Source organism: Lentilactobacillus parabuchneri DSM 5707 = NBRC 107865, assembly GCF_001435315.1.
Taxonomy (GTDB): Bacteria; Bacillota; Bacilli; order Lactobacillales; family Lactobacillaceae; genus Lentilactobacillus; species Lentilactobacillus parabuchneri.
The window spans coordinates 61,840-76,535 of sequence record NZ_AZGK01000004.1 but is presented as its reverse complement, the minus strand read 5'-3'; the positions used below and the strand labels follow the sequence as shown (position 1 = coordinate 76,535).

Sequence of the window (14,696 nt, the reverse complement as noted above, 5' to 3'; positions counted from 1 at the left end):
AATTGTTATCCTAAAGGTATTCTCAATTATCCGTTTCTGGTAGCACCAGTCTTGTTGCAGTTATGACTGAATTTAGGCGATGGAGGGATCAATTATGTTTGATTACAAAATTTGTCAAATTTCTGATACGCATTTAACACCGAAGAACGCCAGACCTGCCAACAATCAGCGGGTCGACCCACTGTTAAAATTAATGCAGGTGTTTGATGACATTTATACCACGAGGGTCAATCCTGATCTAATCGTGATTACCGGTGACTTGATTCACGAAGGTAGCGCTAATGATTATCGTGATTTTAAGACCGTGATTGACCAAGAGGAGCGCCGATTCAATGTCCCAATTCGCGTCATTCTTGGCAATCATGACCGAACTCGGCCGTTTTATCAGGGCTATTTACAAAAATCCTATCTAACCCGCTACTATTACAGTATTTCTAACAATGAGTGGGACTTTTATTTCTTGGATACGAAATGCGGCGACTTGGAACAAGGCTACATTGACGAGCGCCAAATGGAATGGTTACGTGCCGAACTTCACTCTTCGCCCAAACCGGCAATTTTGTTCATGCATCACCCGTTATTAGGCGCACCACTCGAACAAATGAAATATAGTATCCTGCAAAATGGTAAGGAGCTCCGGCGCGTGATTGAAGATACCAACGTCAAAGCGATTTTTTCGGGGCATGTCCATTACGCAAACCTCTTCCTGGAAAATGGCATCTTAAATGTGACGGCGGATTCAACTGCCTATCATATCAACTGTGCCAACCCCCACAGACATTTCATCACTGACGGCACCAGCTATAATATTATTAGCCTGACCGACCAGCAAATCGGCGTTGAAACTCGCTCACTGCTATTGGGAACGGATACCATTAAGGCGTTTGATGTTGCCGATACCGGATTCGTGGACCGCAGTATTTTATACAACGAAATGAACCGGGTGCTGAATTAAATCCCAGGTGCTTTTGTTAGCCTCTGCAGCTTCTTGAAGTTAAACTAGTACAGAATTATCTTCAAAAGTGTAGGGGGAAAACTGGATGGAAAAACAGGTAATTGGACCATATGAGCGCTTGTTGAGTGGTGCGCTTCTGGTCATGACAGCTGGTGTGCTTGATTCATACACCTATATTCAAGATGGCGGCGTCTTTGCCGGATTGCAAACCGGAAACTTAATCCTGACGGGTTTGCGAATCGGCAGAGGAGACTATGGCAGCATCGTCCAAGCGTTGGTCTCATTAGTGATGTTTGCGGTTGGCGTTGCCATTATCCGGGTCGTTCAATACCATTACCCAAGCGAACGCGCCGTGACTAGGAAACGGCTCACTTTAAGCTTTGAAATTGTGATTTTCGTTGTGGTGAGCGTCATTGCCGGACACGTTTCGATTCTGTTGACGACCGGCTTGTTGGCGCTGGCCGCCGCTTCTCAGCTCCAGGAATTTCGTCGTTTAAAGAACGCCCCGTTTACGCCGTTGATGATGACCGGAAATGTCCGCACATTGTCAGAAAGCCTGCTGGATTTTGTGGCTCAGGGCGATATGCAGGCACTCAAAAAGGCCGGTGACATTGCAACACTCATCGGCGCTTTCTTTGTTGGGGCATTATTAAACGGTTATTTGATTCAATATTTGCACGGTCAATCGATTTTGGTGGCCGCCCTGATTTTACTGATCACCATCCTATTTGCTAAATAAGGATTCTGACTTTAATTTGGAATATAAGGCCATATCGTGGTAGGCACCGTTATAGAATGCCGATTCTCTTAGAACCCCTTCTTGAGTGAAGCCACAACGTTTTGCGACGTTGCGGCTTTTTTGATTACGGACATCTGCCAGGATTTCAATTCGATTTAAATCCAGTTCGGAAAATGCAATTTGTTCGAGATGGGAAAGACTGCGGGTTACAATGCCACGTCCCTGGAAATGGTGTGCCAGCCAGTAGCCGATTTCAGCATGGCGATGGTTGTGACTAAATTGATGGAGGTCAATCATCCCAGCCGGTTCATCATCAACCAAGATAATCGCAAACCAAAAGTCACCCTGTGCCATCTTCTCAATCCCATAGTCCAGGAATTTCTCTTCATCGCTGATTGCCATCATGGATTTGGCCCACGGCAGCCATTCACCAAGCTGCTGGCGGTTGTTGTCAATCAGGTCAAGCATGGCCGCTGCATCTGCGGTTGTTGGTAGTTTGAATGAAACGTGGTCGTCAACTTTATCAAGAAACATCGAATCCCTCCTGTATAAACTGTTAAAATTAGTATAAACCTTTTGAGGAGTGGTACGAGTGGCAGAAAAACATATTTTAGCATTACCGGATGACCTGAAAGCCCAGCTGGGAGTCCGGTCGGGTTTAGAAGTCGAAATACATATGGGAACGGATGAATTGATTATTCAATCCCCGAAGCCGGTCGAAGCCAAAAAGCAGCGCTGGGGGATGATTGTCCTCACAATTTTGATGACCTGCGTGTTTGTTGGTTATTTTTTGGTCCGCAAAATCTATTCGGTCTCGCTCGTCGGCAGTGAATCAGTTGCCACCATGGTCTTGATGCTGACGACGTTAAGTGGTCTGATTAGCTTCTCAGTGGTCTTTAGTCGCTTGAAACGCACATCCGGGGTTATTTATCATTAACAGCCTTTGAAATTTTGGCGTTTCTACTGGCCTTTAGCTGGCTGGCCATGTTATTCGAGCGGCTGAATGATTACCTGGAGCCGATTCAGGTTCGAAGGTACGTTGTGAAATAAGAAGTTGGAGGGATTTTGACATGTTTGAAATGATTGGTAACCCGGATAAGCAAGCTGACATGGAAAAATATATGCGGCAGCAATTTCAATTTTTGGGATTACAAACACCGGAACGAAAGGCCCAGTCTAAGGCATTGATTCAGCAATCCAAGAAACTGCCGATCCGATCCGTTCATTCATTAATTGCTGATTTGTATGATCGGGTTGAACGGGAATATCAATACGTTGCGATTGACGTGGCTTATGCCAATGTAACCCGATTCACCTATTCGGATTTAAAGGAGCTCACCCAATACATTCAGCGTAAATCCTGGTGGGACACGGTTGATTCGTGGCGAAAACTGTATGGCAAATTCGTTGTGCTGCATTCGGAGCAAAAAGGGGCAGTTTTTAATCTGTTTTATAAGCATCCAAACATGTGGATGCGTCGGATCTCAATTATTTTGCAACTTCATGAAAAAGAAACGTTGGATACGCATTTACTCACTCTCGCAATTGACTATGATATTGATACAGACGAATTTTTTATTCAAAAAGCGATTGGCTGGGCGTTGCGCAATTACAGTAAATACAATCCATTTTGGGTATCGATGTTTGTCGAAAATCGCGACTTGTCGAAGTTGGCCAAAAAAGAGGCCAGCAAATATCTAAAAGAAATAAACTGGGAAGAGAATTTTTTCGACGATAAACTTTAAGCCCGGTTCAACTGGATAATTTGGAAATACTAAAAAGAGGTTGCGTCAAAAGCTGACACTTTTGACGCAACCTCAATACATCCGTCATCTAAATTAATGTTTAGATGCCAAATGATGATCTCTAAATGTAAATGCGGTCACTACAATAATAGCTGCGACAAGGAATGATAACAAGCCGGGAATGATGTTAGTAATGCCAAGACTAGCCAAAACGGAAGCCAGCACAGTTCCAAATACTAATGTTAACAAGCCAATCACGGTGATTTTCAAATTTTCATCCATAAGATCGCTCCCCCGTACTATTAAGTGATTGTAAAATTGCAAGCAATTAACAGAGAAATCATTCGGACATAATGTGTAAAATCAGTAAATTGTTTGCGCTTTCTTTACACCTTCATTGTAACGTATATCACCCGTAAATACAGCCTTTTTCTCAGATTTAAAGCGTTTTATTTATGACCAAAATTTTGGCGAACTTTTCGTCAAAAAATAGGATGACTGGACAATAAATTGGTAATATGTAAAAATAGACTTTGAAATTATTCGACTATAAAAGGATGTGTCGCCATTGAAGATTGCAAATCGTTAATTCAGAAGATATTAGTTACTCACTGTTTAGAAACAGGGGCTATTCTGTGCGATTTTGCAATTTAAATGGACTTCTTCATAAGGGGCACTTTTTTGGTGGCCTTATAAACCTGAATGCACCCATTTAGAATAGCTCACTTGCGGTCTCGCAATGTGGGCTATTTTCATGCACTGATCCCCTTTTTCTGCGTGTCAGAATGAGGTGAATTTATGGGAACTATCAAAATTAATAAGCTGTCCTTTCAATATGATGGCATGCTTCACAAGTTATTTGATCAATTTAGTCTTAATATCGACGAGAGTTGGAGGCTTGGGCTCATCGGTCGTAATGGACGTGGAAAAACCACGTTTATCAAGCTTCTTCTAGGAAACTTACATTACCAGGGAACGATCGACACAACTGTGGTGTTCAGGGCTTTTCCGCAGGAAGTGTCAGATCCACGGCAGAAAACGCAAGATGTTCTCTTAACGATTGCTGGATTGGAATCAAGCGAGTTATGGCGAATTCAAGTCGAAATGGACCAACTGAGACTAAGCGATCAGGTCTTAAATCGGCCCTTTGATACCCTTAGCCCCGGCGAACAGACCAAGGCGCTTTTGGCGGCCCTGTTTACCGACGACAGGTGTTTTCAGTTAATCGATGAACCAACCAATCATTTGGACGTCGAAGCCCGGGCGGTGGTTGCCGATTATTTGAAACACAAGCGTGGCTTTATCGTGGTGAGTCATGACCGCCATTTTATCAATCAGGTCATTGACCACGTGTTGTCGATTGATCGGGCGAAAATTCAGCTGTTTGCCGGCAACTATGATACCTGGGCAGCAGAATATCAGCGGGAAACACAATCAGAAATCGAGGAAAAGCAACAGCTCCAACAAGAAATTAAGCGGCTCAAATCCAGTGCTGAACAAATTGAAGGCTGGGCGAAGCGTGCTGAGGCAAAGACACAAAAGGGACGTAAATCAGACTTACATGCTAGGTTGGACAAAGGATTTTTAAGCCATAAAGCGGCTAAATCCATGCAGCGATCTCAAAATACGTTGAAACGAACAAAATCAGCTATTGATGAGAAGCAAGTGTTAATGAAGAACGTTGACACCGTGGTTCCATTGACAATGAAGGATGAACAACCGCATCAAGTGCATCTAATGCAGGTTAACCAGATTCAAGTTGGCCGGGAAGGGCGCATTTTAAACCAGCCGCTGAGCTTTGATTTAAAACGGGGACAACGCCTTGTTTTATCTGGTGCCAACGGATTGGGGAAGACGACAATTTTCAAGGCACTGATGGGGCAGCGTGATCTGATCGTCAATGGGACAATTTTAAAAAGTCCCAGTATCAAGATTTCTTATCTGAGTCAGGACTTTGAAACGATGTGTGGGTCCATTCAAGCATATGCGGTTCGATTTGGCATCGAATTAAATACGTTTTTGAATACATTGCGTAAATTGGGGTTTGAACGGGCAGCCTTTGATGAGGATTTGGGTGATTTAAGTATGGGACAAAAGCGGAAGATCTCTTTAGCCAGGTCATTGTCCGAAGCCGCAAATCTGTACATTTGGGATGAGCCGTTGAACTATCTCGATGTCATTACCCGCCAGCAGATTCAGGATCTCATCTTGAAGCATCAGCCAACAATGCTGATCATCGACCACGATGAAGCCTTTATTGAGGCTGTCAAAACCGGTCCGTTACTCAAAATTCAACGATTTGAATCGAATTAAGGTGTACTTCTTTGATGGTTTGGTATAAGATGTTTGAGATATTGTTGTTAGATTTAACAAAGGAGTTCAGATGCAAAAATCAACCCATTCATTGAAGAAGTCATTATTGATCAGTCTTGCCGTGGTCTGTGCGGTTGGCATTTTAATGGTCAGTATCGGTAAAGTCTCTCAGGGAAATACTCGCCAAGAGGCCACCCGAACGTCTAAGACCGCCAAAAAGGCAGCAAAGATTCACCTGACAAAACGCGAAAAAAAGATTGCCAGACATTATAAATTGACCAAATTAGAAACCAGAACCGCTTCGAAAACGCACATTACTGCCATCGGCGATTCTGTGATGCTGGACGTGAAGCCCGATGTTAAACGCGTCTTTCACCATAGTGCCGTTAGCGGATCGGTCGGACGGCAGTTCTATTCACTGCCGGGAATTGTCCGTAAGTTAAAAGCCCAGGGCCATTTGGCAAAGTACATTGTGATTAACTTGGGAATTAACGGCCCACCAACCCAACACGATATTAATGCCGTATTGAAAACGGTTGGCAAGAAACGACAGATTTTTTGGATTAACACCCGGGTTCCAAGGCATTGGCAAAATACGACGAATCGAATGATTGCTAAAAATGCCAAGAAGCATGCCAACGTCCACCTGGTTAACTGGTATAAAGCCAGTAAAGGACACAAGGGCTGGTATGTGAGCGATCGCGTCCACCTGAATCTCACCGGTGATATCTATTACGCACGAGTATTGGCGCGGCGGGTATCAGAGGTTTTAAACTAACTAAAAATCGTTTCGAAGTCCGCTTGGTGGATTTCGAAACGATTTTTTATTTAATCAGATTTTCCAGTTCGGTCAATGCAATTGGCAATACCTTGTCTTTTCCCGTATCCGTGAAATGATGACCGGACGGCATCAAGATGAATTTGGCATGAAGGTGTCTAGCTAAAGTCAGTGTGTAAGGATAAGGGACACTATCATCGTCGATGGCCGAAATAACAGTTACTTGGCGAACTTTAGGCAAAATGGAGGTGTAGTCAACAGGATGCGCCGTAAATGAATCAAGCTCCGGCAGCGTCCAAATGGGCTCGTCAAAGCCTGATATCAGTAAGACGTTAACGTTTTTGATGTCATGCTGCTCCAAATAATGGAGAACTTGGATGCAGCCAAGACTATGCCCGACCAGCGTGATGCCGTCTTCCGCTTTGATATTTTGATCACAGCACTGGTTCCAAGCATCGACGTCAGGATGATCGGAATCTGGAAAGTTTAGTTTTTTAAATGGAATGTGGTGATTTGATTCGATATTTTGTTCCAACCAGGGAAACCAGTGGTCATTTCCGTTGGAAGTATAGCCGTGAAACATATAGATGTGTGAAGTTGTCATTTAAAAGCCTTCTTTAACTGGATTTTTAGTGGGAGGTCAGTAGCTTATGACCATTCTTGACGTTGATAAGCCATTTCCCAAAAATGAAGTTCAAAATAGCTGCTTCGAACAAACGCTTGGATCATCTCTTGTTGTTCTTTTTGATCGGCGGTTTCAGCAAGCTGATCGACAATTTGAATCATCTTGTCAGTCGCCGTTGTAAAATCGGGACTTTCATATGTTTCAATGAACCGCTGATAGATTTTAATTGGTGAGCCTAATTGAATGAGCTTTTTGCCGATTTCGTTGTATAACCAATAGCACGGCAATAGCGCCGCGGCGGCCCGGGCAGGGGTCCCTTCATTTAATTCATGATACATATGGGTCACATAGCTATACGCGGTCGGGGCGATATGCGTTTGGTCAATTTCTTCTTGGGTAATCTTTAATTCGCTGAAAAATTCTTTCCGAACTTCCTTTTCGCTATCGTTAAAACCTTCAGCTCCGGCGTAGAGAAAAGCCTTGATGTCCGGATCGTCTATTTGATCAGCGATTTTGCCATGCAGCGCAGCGAAGTTTTCCAAATAAAAACGATCTTGTTTTAAGTAATAACGAAAGGTTTGCGGGGAAAGTGCGCCTGTTGAAAGTTGTTCAATGAAGGGATGATTGAAGCTGGCTTCCCACAATGGGTTAGCTTGTTGACGCATTATGTCGGTGATTTTTGTCATTGATCTAAACTCCTTGTCGGTACTTTAGTAGCAGCGTTTGACTAATTTTACCATGATTGGAATTAGCAGAATCAATATTTTTAAGTGAAATAGTGAGCAAATCAATTGATATTCCATTTTTCTTCAGGTACACTTGTGACAGATTTAAACCTGAAGGGAGTTCATATCATGGATCGATTAAAAGACAAAGTTGCAATTATCACCGGGGGCGTTGCAGGAATTGGCTTAGGGATTGCGGAATGCTACATTCGTGAGGGAGCCAAGGTTGTCATTACCGCCAACCATAACGTTGAAGGCGGGAAGAAAGCCGTTGAAAAGTTTGGCGATGATAAGGCCTTATTTGTTCAGCAAAATGTTGCCGATGAAAAATCCTGGCAAGAGACGACTCAAAAAGCAATTGAGAAATTTGGCCGTGTTGATATCGTCGTTAATAATGCTGGTATTGGCGGCGTCAATGGCCCACTTGACGACCTCAGCCTCGAAGATTGGCAAAATGTCATTGATGTCAATTTGACCGGAACATTTCTTGGTGAAAAGTACGGCATTAAGGCAATGAAGCAGACCACTAACGGTAAGGGATCAATCATTAATATTTCTTCTGTCGCGGGATTGGTTGGCTTGCCGTTAAGTCCGGCTTATTCCGCAAGTAAAGGTGGCAGCCGTCTACTAACCCATGCCACCGCCCTGTCTTTGGCTCAGCAAAAACTCGATATTCGAGTTAACAATGTCCACCCAGGTTGGATTGCCACTGATATCGTCCCTAAAGGCTATGAAGAAGCACTTACCAAGACCATTCCGGTTGGTCATATGGGTGAACCGGTTGATATTGGTGAAATTTGTGTCTATCTTGGCAGCGACGAATCGAAATTTGCCAATGGTGCCGACTTTGTGATTGATGGCGCACAACGGGCTTAAAATCATTAACATAAATGAAACGAGTGGCCAATTAATCCGGCACTCGTTTTTTTACGGTTCCGGAACAGTCATCGACCGGTCGATGTGTGAACGACCTGTTGCGTAGTCAAATTGCACATTTGGCTGAACGTTAAATAAGTAGACGTTGAAATTAAGCGATCGATTGGTTGAAATGGCTTCCAAGTGAATTCCTCTCGCCATTAGCTCATTTCCCCGGAAAATTGGTTTGGCAAAGAAGATAACCTTATTACCCTTACGAAGCGACTCGCGGATTTTACTTTCAAAGATGGTCTGAATGCGTTGGTTGGAAAAACTTGTCTGGGTAAATAGATTTTTGGGGTTGTTTTGATCACCAGAAATGTCATTGGGTTGATATTGCCCGGAAGAACTGATTCCGCCAGAAATCGAATAGGCGATCAAATGGCCCCGGTTAATGATTGGCTGACCGTTGACAAATTTCTGGTGCCAAGCAGTCGGCTCAACGTACTGACGAACGCGATTCTCATCGGAGACCACGTTTCTGGGTTCCAAGTAGGCTAAATTGCCAGTGCTGGTCCGGTTAAAATTGTCCAAGTTGGCATAAATCACTTTGTTGGTTTTCCATGAGTTGGGATCCAGTTGGGCTTTATTATGGTTCACAAAGATATAACTGGGATCTCCGGAATGATAGTCAAGCTTCGCCAATTGGTCGCTTGGAACGCTTTTACTGGTGTGAAATAAAGAACTGGAAATCTGACTAACTATTGAATTGAGACTGGTCGGTTGTTGGCCTAATCCAAACCACATGCCGGCGAGAATAACGATCAATGAGACGATGCTTTTAAGGCCCAGGGTAGATTTTTTTCTGCGATGATACTTCTTATGTTGACTCATGGTTTGTCCTCGATTCTATATGTAAGCTTCACCTTCAAACATACCAGAAAGGGATGCTTGAAGGCAAGCGTGTAAGGAGAGTATGCACACTTGTGTGCAATTTGCCGGGGAAAGCAACAATGGCTTTTTTGCCATCACTTTATATATACGCAAAAATGACGGCCAAGTTTTCTTTTTGGCCGTCATTTTTTGTTTTTTCTGTAGGGAAGTGATTGGTGGTTGCTTTGAACGCTGTTTCTTTTTACCTTGAAAAACGTGCTCCGACGCAACTGACACTGCGATCTAAGGTCCTCTAATTAAAATCCAAAATCAGGATTTCAATTAGAGGACCCTTAGTTCTCCGTGTCAAACCGTTGCTCGTCGCACTCTCCATTTCTATGGCAGCACATTTCCCGCCGCGAAGAACAGATCATACCACTCTTGCTTGGTTAACTCGATATCAGCACCCGCCGCGCTATCCTTGATATGTTCTGGGTTCATTGTTCCCAGTAATACTTGGACGTGGGCCGGGTGTCTCAAAATCCAGGCCGTTGCGATTGCATTCTTTGAGACGTGATATTTGTCACCCAATTCGGCTAACTTATCGTTTAATTTCTCAAACTTCGGATCATTGATGTACATGCCTTCAAACAAGCCATAGTTGAATGGGGACCATGCTTGAATCGTCATGTTCTTTCGGCGCGAGTACTCCATAATGCCGCCATCGTGCATGACACTTGCATCATCGACCATGTTAACGTGCATGCCTTCCTTGATCATCCCAGAGTGAACCACGTTGAATTGTAATTGGTTAATCATCAGGCGTTGACTAATCCATGACTGAACCATTTCAACTTGTTCCGGGTTGAAGTTGGATACGCCAAAATGACGAACCTTGCCTTCACGCTGCAATGTATCAAAAGCTTCGGCGATGTCGTCTGCTTCCATCAATGGATCTGGACGATGAAGCAGGAATGAGTCCAGATAGTCAATGCCCATTCTTTCCAAAATGCCATCAACGGCGTCGATCAAATGTTGCTTGGAGAAATCATAACGCTGACCAAACACTAAGCCATCGTGACTACGTTCCGGATCCAAAATAATACCACCTTTGGATTGAATGAAGAGTTGGTCACGTGAAACGCCAGAAGCCTTCAACGCTTCCTTGAATTTAGTCTCTGATTGACCATCACCATAAATATCGGCTGAATCAATAAAATTAATTCCGGAATCGACTGCGGCTTCAATTGATTTTGCGGCGTCTGCCGTTTCCATCCCAGCCATTCTCATGATACCCAGTGCAACTGCTGAAGCTTCAAAACTTGTGTTTCCAATTTTGACAGTTTTCATGTTGATCCTCCTTTATTGCTTAAGTTAATTATACGGCAAAAGAGGTGAGGGCGAAAAGACGTGGTTGGCGAATATGGTATAATTTCTTTACTTAAAATATGAAATGGGGATATTAATTTGAGCGAAAATACAATTACTGAACTGATCAATCAGTATGGCTACTTCGGAATTGCATTTTTAATCGCTATTGAAAATATCTTTCCGCCAATTCCATCTGAATTAGTCTTGGTGTTTACCGGATACTTGACGGTGACCAGCAAACTGACAATTTGGGGATCCGTTTTGTCGGCGACTTTTGGTGCCTTGGCCGGCGCAATGGTTCTTTACGGGGTGGGCCGGCTCCTGAGCGTCAAACAGATCGAAAAATTAGTGTCCGGTCGTTTCGGTAAACTGATGCACCTGAAACCAACCGATATTGAGAAAGCCGCCAGGTATTTTAACAATCATGGTGGCAAGGCCATTTTAATTGGCCGTTGTATTCCGGTCGTCAGGAGCCTAATTTCAATTCCGGCGGGAATGACTGGCTTTTCATTTAGCCGTTTTTGCCTGTTAACCACAATTGGAACGCTCGTCTGGAACACGGTTTTAATTGTGGTTGGCCACTTTGCCGGCCGAGCTTGGACCCAGATCTTAGGGATGATTGACCAGTGGTTGATGGTGATTTTAGTAGTTGTCTTAGTCATCGCCGCTTGCTTTGTTTACTATCAATTTTCCCGAAAAAGTGAATAGACTTCATGTGTGTGGCCGTAATTGTGATTGCGGCTTTTTTTGTTTAAAAATTTATTTTTCACTAATTTTCACTAAATAATCTTATAAAATTCACAATTGGTAGTCGTTAATTTGTTATGATTATTATAAGTAATGCACCACGACAGATGAACCCCCAAAAGGAGGCCAAATATGAAATGGTACAGTCAAAACGCATCGACGATACTACAACAGCTTGATACCAGCCGAATTGCCGGATTGGATGAGGCAGAGGCAAAACGGCGGCTTGAGCAACATGGGCTCAATGAATTGACCGCCAAAGAGACCGAGCCGGCTTGGAAAATGCTTTTGAAGAGTTTTAAAGAACCTTTGATTGTGATCCTGTTAATTGCGACCGGGCTTGCACTGGCAAGTGCTGCCTATGATTTTTTCGTGAGTGGTGATCAAGCCCACGCAATGGCTTCTGTGTATGAAGCTGTTGCAATCGTGCTGATTGTTTTAATCAATAGTGGGATCACCTTTCACCAGACACGAACGGCACAGAAATCCCTGGATGCTTTGGCGGACATGCGTCAACACCACATGAAAGTCCTGCGGGGCAGTAACTGGCTATCAATTCCTGCCGACCACCTCGTTCCCGGGGATATCGTCAGCGTAAAATCAGGTGACTTCATTGAAGGTGATTTGCGCTGGCTAAAAGCTTCTGAGTTGCAAATTAACGAATCGCATCTAACCGGGGAGTCTGACGCAATTGACAAGTCGGTCGAACCCATTGATGAGGAGACTGAGTTGGGCGACCGGACGAACATGGGTTATTCCGGTTCGATGGTGGTTAACGGAAACGGGATCGGCGTCGTTGTCGCAACGGGCATGGATACCGAATTGGGTAAAATATCCGGCTTAATGCAGGATATCGATGATCAAAAAACTCCGATTGAAAAATCTGTTTACAGTCTCAGTCAAAAACTGATGATTATTGCCGGAATTATCATTGTGATTACGATTGGTTACGATTTAGTGAAACAACTGATTCAAGTCGGCAGCATTTCCATGGATAGCTTTGGTGGGATCTCCGCGACGGCGATTGCCATTGCCGTAGCCTCGATTCCAGACGCAATGCCGGTGGTATTATCGATTGTGCTGACGATTGGCGCGAAGATGATGGCCAGCCAAAAAGGGTTGGTTAAATCATTGAGCAGCGTGGAAACCTTGGGGTCGACGACCTACATTGCCTCCGATAAGACAGGGACGCTGACGAAAAATGAAATGGCAGTCACCCGATTTTTAGCAAACGGTCAAATTTATAACGTCGAAGGAAATGGCTATACACCGATTGGTGATTTTATTCGGGCGGATGGTGGCGATACCCATTCAGCTGACTATCAGCGATTTTTAGAAGTTGCGGTTTTGAACAATGAGGCCGAAATTAAGCCGGATGACAAGCAAAACTGGCGTCCCTTTGGGAATCCAACTGATGTTTCTTTGGTGGTACTGGCCGCAAAACAGGGCATTAAGCGTGACGAACTGCTGGAAGATAAGGGCGATCGTGATATTGATATTGTCCGGATCTTCCCATTTGACAGTACTCGAAAAATGATGACGGTGGTTATCAAAGAAAACGGGCGCTACTTTAGCTTAACCAAGGGTGCGCCCGATGTCATTAAGCCATTAACCGAGTTGGCACTAATTGATGGTCAAAAAGTTGATATTCAAAACGCTTCTGCAACCATTGAAGAATCGATGCTGGAATTCGCCAACGACGCGTTAAGAACCATTTCAATTGCCCAACGCGAGATTACTAAAGAAGCGGCCTTGAACGCGTCAAGTTCTGAACTTGAGCAACATTTATCATTTCTCGGGTTGGTCGGCATTATTGATCCGCCGCGCGAAGAAGTTAGGCAATCGGTGAAAAAACTGACGGACGCATCAGTCAACGTGGTGATGATCACAGGCGATCATGCAATGACAGCCAAGGCGATTGCCAAACAGTTGGGGATTATTCAATCAAAAGATGCCGACGTGATTACCGGCCGTGATTTGGAAGAAATGTCTGACGCCCAGCTATCAAAGCGCGTTTTGGATACGCGGGTATACGCTCGGGTGACCCCAGAGCACAAACAGCGGATTATCAAGCAGCTTCAAGCTCATGAACAAGTCGTTGCCATGACCGGGGACGGCATTAATGACGCCCCTGCGTTAAAGGCGGCTGACATTGGAATTGCAGTGGGCATTAACGGAACAGAAGTTACCAAGGACGCCGCCGACTTGATTTTACTGGATGATCAATTTACAACGATCGAAAAATCAGTTGAGTCCGGCCGGACAATTTTTGCTAATATTTTGAACTTTATGCGTCATGAGCTAACAACCAATGTGGCGGAGGTTCTATCACTATTGCTGGGGGTCTTCCTGATTACATCGTCCATCGGTCAGGTGACTGAAGTGACGCCGACACTAACAGCGTTGATGGTGCTTTGGGTCAACATGGTCAGCGACTCACTGCCATCGTTTGCTCTGGGCTATGACGAAGCGGAATCAGATGTGATGAAACAGCGGCCACGAGATGCCAAGCAATCAATTTTAGCGAATGGCATGCTAAAAAGAGTGCTCCTGCGTGGTGGTGTCATGGGTGGGATGGTTTTTGCGGCCTTTGTCTGGGCAGCAATGCAAGGCTATTCGGTAGCTCAAAGCCAAACCCTTGCCTTTCTAACCTTGGTATTTGGCCAGTTGTGGCACGTTTACGACGCAAGAAGTGTCAAGACGTTATTTGACCGAAATCCATTTTCCAACTCCAGATTAACGTTGGCGGTGGGATTTGCGGCAACTTCGTCAATTCTGGTGACCTTAATGCCATTCTTCAATAACGTCATGGGAACAGCGCCGTTATCGATGCCAATGTATGTCGGAATCATTATTATATCGGCGATTCCAACCTTTGCGATTTCCGGAATTAAGAAATTAGTTGGCATGAAAAGTCAGACGGATTCATCTCAATTAACACAATTAGATAGCGAGTAATAAATAGCGTAG

The 14,696-nt window shown here is 44.2% G+C and carries 15 protein-coding genes; 9 read left to right on the top strand and 6 right to left on the bottom strand.

The annotated features are described in order from the left end of the window. The first annotated feature begins 94 nt into the window (after window positions 1–94). Window positions 95–955: a metallophosphoesterase family protein gene (locus FC51_RS05585; RefSeq protein WP_065203849.1), complete on the top strand. Its 861-nt coding sequence runs from the start codon at window positions 95–97 to the stop codon at window positions 953–955. A gap of 85 nt (window positions 956–1,040) precedes the next feature. Continuing rightward, complete coding sequence (locus FC51_RS05580; protein ID WP_057910021.1) at window positions 1,041–1,694, top strand: YoaK family protein; 654 nt, start codon at window positions 1,041–1,043, stop codon at window positions 1,692–1,694. Here the strand turns inward: FC51_RS05580 and FC51_RS05575 are convergent. After that, the gene (locus FC51_RS05575; protein WP_057910020.1) at window positions 1,680–2,228 is read right to left on the bottom strand and encodes a GNAT family N-acetyltransferase; all 549 of its coding nucleotides are present in this window, start codon (window positions 2,226–2,228) and stop codon (window positions 1,680–1,682) included. The genes FC51_RS05580 and FC51_RS05575 overlap by 15 nt on opposite strands. A 58-nt stretch (window positions 2,229–2,286) precedes the next feature. On the opposite strand from FC51_RS05575, the gene FC51_RS05570 reads away from it, so the two are divergent. Both FC51_RS05570 and FC51_RS05565 read left to right on the top strand, forming a co-directional pair. Next, on the top strand, window positions 2,287–2,631 hold the full coding sequence (locus FC51_RS05570) for a hypothetical protein (RefSeq protein ID WP_057910019.1): 345 nt from the start codon (window positions 2,287–2,289) through the stop codon (window positions 2,629–2,631). Between the two features lie 133 nt (window positions 2,632–2,764). After that, window positions 2,765–3,439 carry a DNA alkylation repair protein gene (locus FC51_RS05565; protein WP_057910018.1) on the top strand — a complete coding sequence of 225 codons (675 nt, stop codon included), beginning with the start codon at window positions 2,765–2,767 and terminating at the stop codon, window positions 3,437–3,439. Window positions 3,440–3,532: 93 nt separating this feature from the next. Here the strand turns inward: FC51_RS05565 and FC51_RS05560 are convergent, their stop codons facing one another. Next, complete coding sequence (locus tag FC51_RS05560; RefSeq protein ID WP_057910017.1) at window positions 3,533–3,721, bottom strand: hypothetical protein; 189 nt, start codon at window positions 3,719–3,721, stop codon at window positions 3,533–3,535. Between the two features lie 516 nt (window positions 3,722–4,237). Between FC51_RS05560 and abc-f the strand changes: the two genes are divergently transcribed. Both abc-f and FC51_RS05550 read left to right on the top strand, forming a co-directional pair. Then, window positions 4,238–5,752 (top strand): ribosomal protection-like ABC-F family protein, encoded by a 1,515-nt coding sequence (abc-f, locus tag FC51_RS05555; protein ID WP_057910016.1) that lies wholly within the window; start codon window positions 4,238–4,240, stop codon window positions 5,750–5,752. Window positions 5,753–5,822: 70 nt separating this feature from the next. Beyond that, on the top strand, window positions 5,823–6,530 hold the full coding sequence (locus tag FC51_RS05550) for an SGNH/GDSL hydrolase family protein (protein ID WP_057910015.1): 708 nt from the start codon (window positions 5,823–5,825) through the stop codon (window positions 6,528–6,530). A gap of 46 nt (window positions 6,531–6,576) precedes the next feature. Here FC51_RS05550 and FC51_RS05545 read toward each other — a convergent pair whose 3' ends face one another. Next, on the bottom strand, window positions 6,577–7,134 hold the full coding sequence (locus FC51_RS05545; RefSeq protein WP_057910014.1) for an RBBP9/YdeN family alpha/beta hydrolase: 558 nt from the start codon (window positions 7,132–7,134) through the stop codon (window positions 6,577–6,579). A gap of 44 nt (window positions 7,135–7,178) precedes the next feature. Then, on the bottom strand, window positions 7,179–7,841 hold the full coding sequence (gene tenA / locus FC51_RS05540; protein WP_057910013.1) for a thiaminase II: 663 nt from the start codon (window positions 7,839–7,841) through the stop codon (window positions 7,179–7,181). 165 nt (window positions 7,842–8,006) lie between these two features. On the opposite strand from tenA, the gene FC51_RS05535 reads away from it, so the two are divergent. Beyond that, entirely contained in the window at window positions 8,007–8,756 is a 750-nt protein-coding gene (locus FC51_RS05535; protein ID WP_057910059.1) for a glucose 1-dehydrogenase, read from the top strand. 51 nt (window positions 8,757–8,807) lie between these two features. On the opposite strand, the gene FC51_RS05530 is transcribed toward FC51_RS05535, so the two are convergent. Both FC51_RS05530 and FC51_RS05520 read right to left on the bottom strand, forming a co-directional pair. Beyond that, on the bottom strand, window positions 8,808–9,629 hold the full coding sequence (locus FC51_RS05530; RefSeq protein WP_057910012.1) for a DNA/RNA non-specific endonuclease: 822 nt from the start codon (window positions 9,627–9,629) through the stop codon (window positions 8,808–8,810). A 375-nt stretch (window positions 9,630–10,004) separates the two neighbouring features. Next, window positions 10,005–10,958: an aldo/keto reductase gene (locus FC51_RS05520; protein ID WP_057910011.1), complete on the bottom strand. Its 954-nt coding sequence runs from the start codon at window positions 10,956–10,958 to the stop codon at window positions 10,005–10,007. 117 nt (window positions 10,959–11,075) lie between these two features. Here FC51_RS05520 and FC51_RS05515 point away from each other — a divergent pair, with 117 nt between their 5' ends. Together FC51_RS05515 and FC51_RS05510 are read left to right on the top strand one after the other, a co-directional pair. Then, window positions 11,076–11,687 carry a DedA family protein gene (locus FC51_RS05515; RefSeq protein ID WP_057910010.1) on the top strand — a complete coding sequence of 204 codons (612 nt, stop codon included), beginning with the start codon at window positions 11,076–11,078 and terminating at the stop codon, window positions 11,685–11,687. 171 nt (window positions 11,688–11,858) lie between these two features. Then, on the top strand, window positions 11,859–14,684 hold the full coding sequence (locus tag FC51_RS05510) for a cation-translocating P-type ATPase (protein WP_057911217.1): 2,826 nt from the start codon (window positions 11,859–11,861) through the stop codon (window positions 14,682–14,684). Window positions 14,685–14,696: the final 12 nt, after the last annotated feature.

Excerpts from the sequence above, each read along its gene's own strand:
- FC51_RS05585 (WP_065203849.1), top strand. The coding sequence starts at position 95 with ATGTTTGATTACAAAATTTGTCAAATTTCTGATACGCATTTAACACCG.
- FC51_RS05580 (WP_057910021.1), top strand. The coding sequence starts at position 1,041 with ATGGAAAAACAGGTAATTGGACCATATGAGCGCTTGTTGAGTGGTGCG.
- FC51_RS05575 (WP_057910020.1), bottom strand. The coding sequence starts at position 2,228 with ATGTTTCTTGATAAAGTTGACGACCACGTTTCATTCAAACTACCAACA.
- FC51_RS05565 (WP_057910018.1), top strand. The coding sequence starts at position 2,765 with ATGTTTGAAATGATTGGTAACCCGGATAAGCAAGCTGACATGGAAAAA.
- FC51_RS05560 (WP_057910017.1), bottom strand. The coding sequence starts at position 3,721 with ATGGATGAAAATTTGAAAATCACCGTGATTGGCTTGTTAACATTAGTA.
- abc-f (WP_057910016.1), top strand. The coding sequence starts at position 4,238 with ATGGGAACTATCAAAATTAATAAGCTGTCCTTTCAATATGATGGCATG.
- FC51_RS05550 (WP_057910015.1), top strand. The coding sequence starts at position 5,823 with ATGCAAAAATCAACCCATTCATTGAAGAAGTCATTATTGATCAGTCTT.
- FC51_RS05545 (WP_057910014.1), bottom strand. The coding sequence starts at position 7,134 with ATGACAACTTCACACATCTATATGTTTCACGGCTATACTTCCAACGGA.
- tenA (WP_057910013.1), bottom strand. The coding sequence starts at position 7,841 with ATGACAAAAATCACCGACATAATGCGTCAACAAGCTAACCCATTGTGG.
- FC51_RS05530 (WP_057910012.1), bottom strand. The coding sequence starts at position 9,629 with ATGAGTCAACATAAGAAGTATCATCGCAGAAAAAAATCTACCCTGGGC.
- FC51_RS05520 (WP_057910011.1), bottom strand. The coding sequence starts at position 10,958 with ATGAAAACTGTCAAAATTGGAAACACAAGTTTTGAAGCTTCAGCAGTT.
- FC51_RS05510 (WP_057911217.1), top strand. The coding sequence starts at position 11,859 with ATGAAATGGTACAGTCAAAACGCATCGACGATACTACAACAGCTTGAT.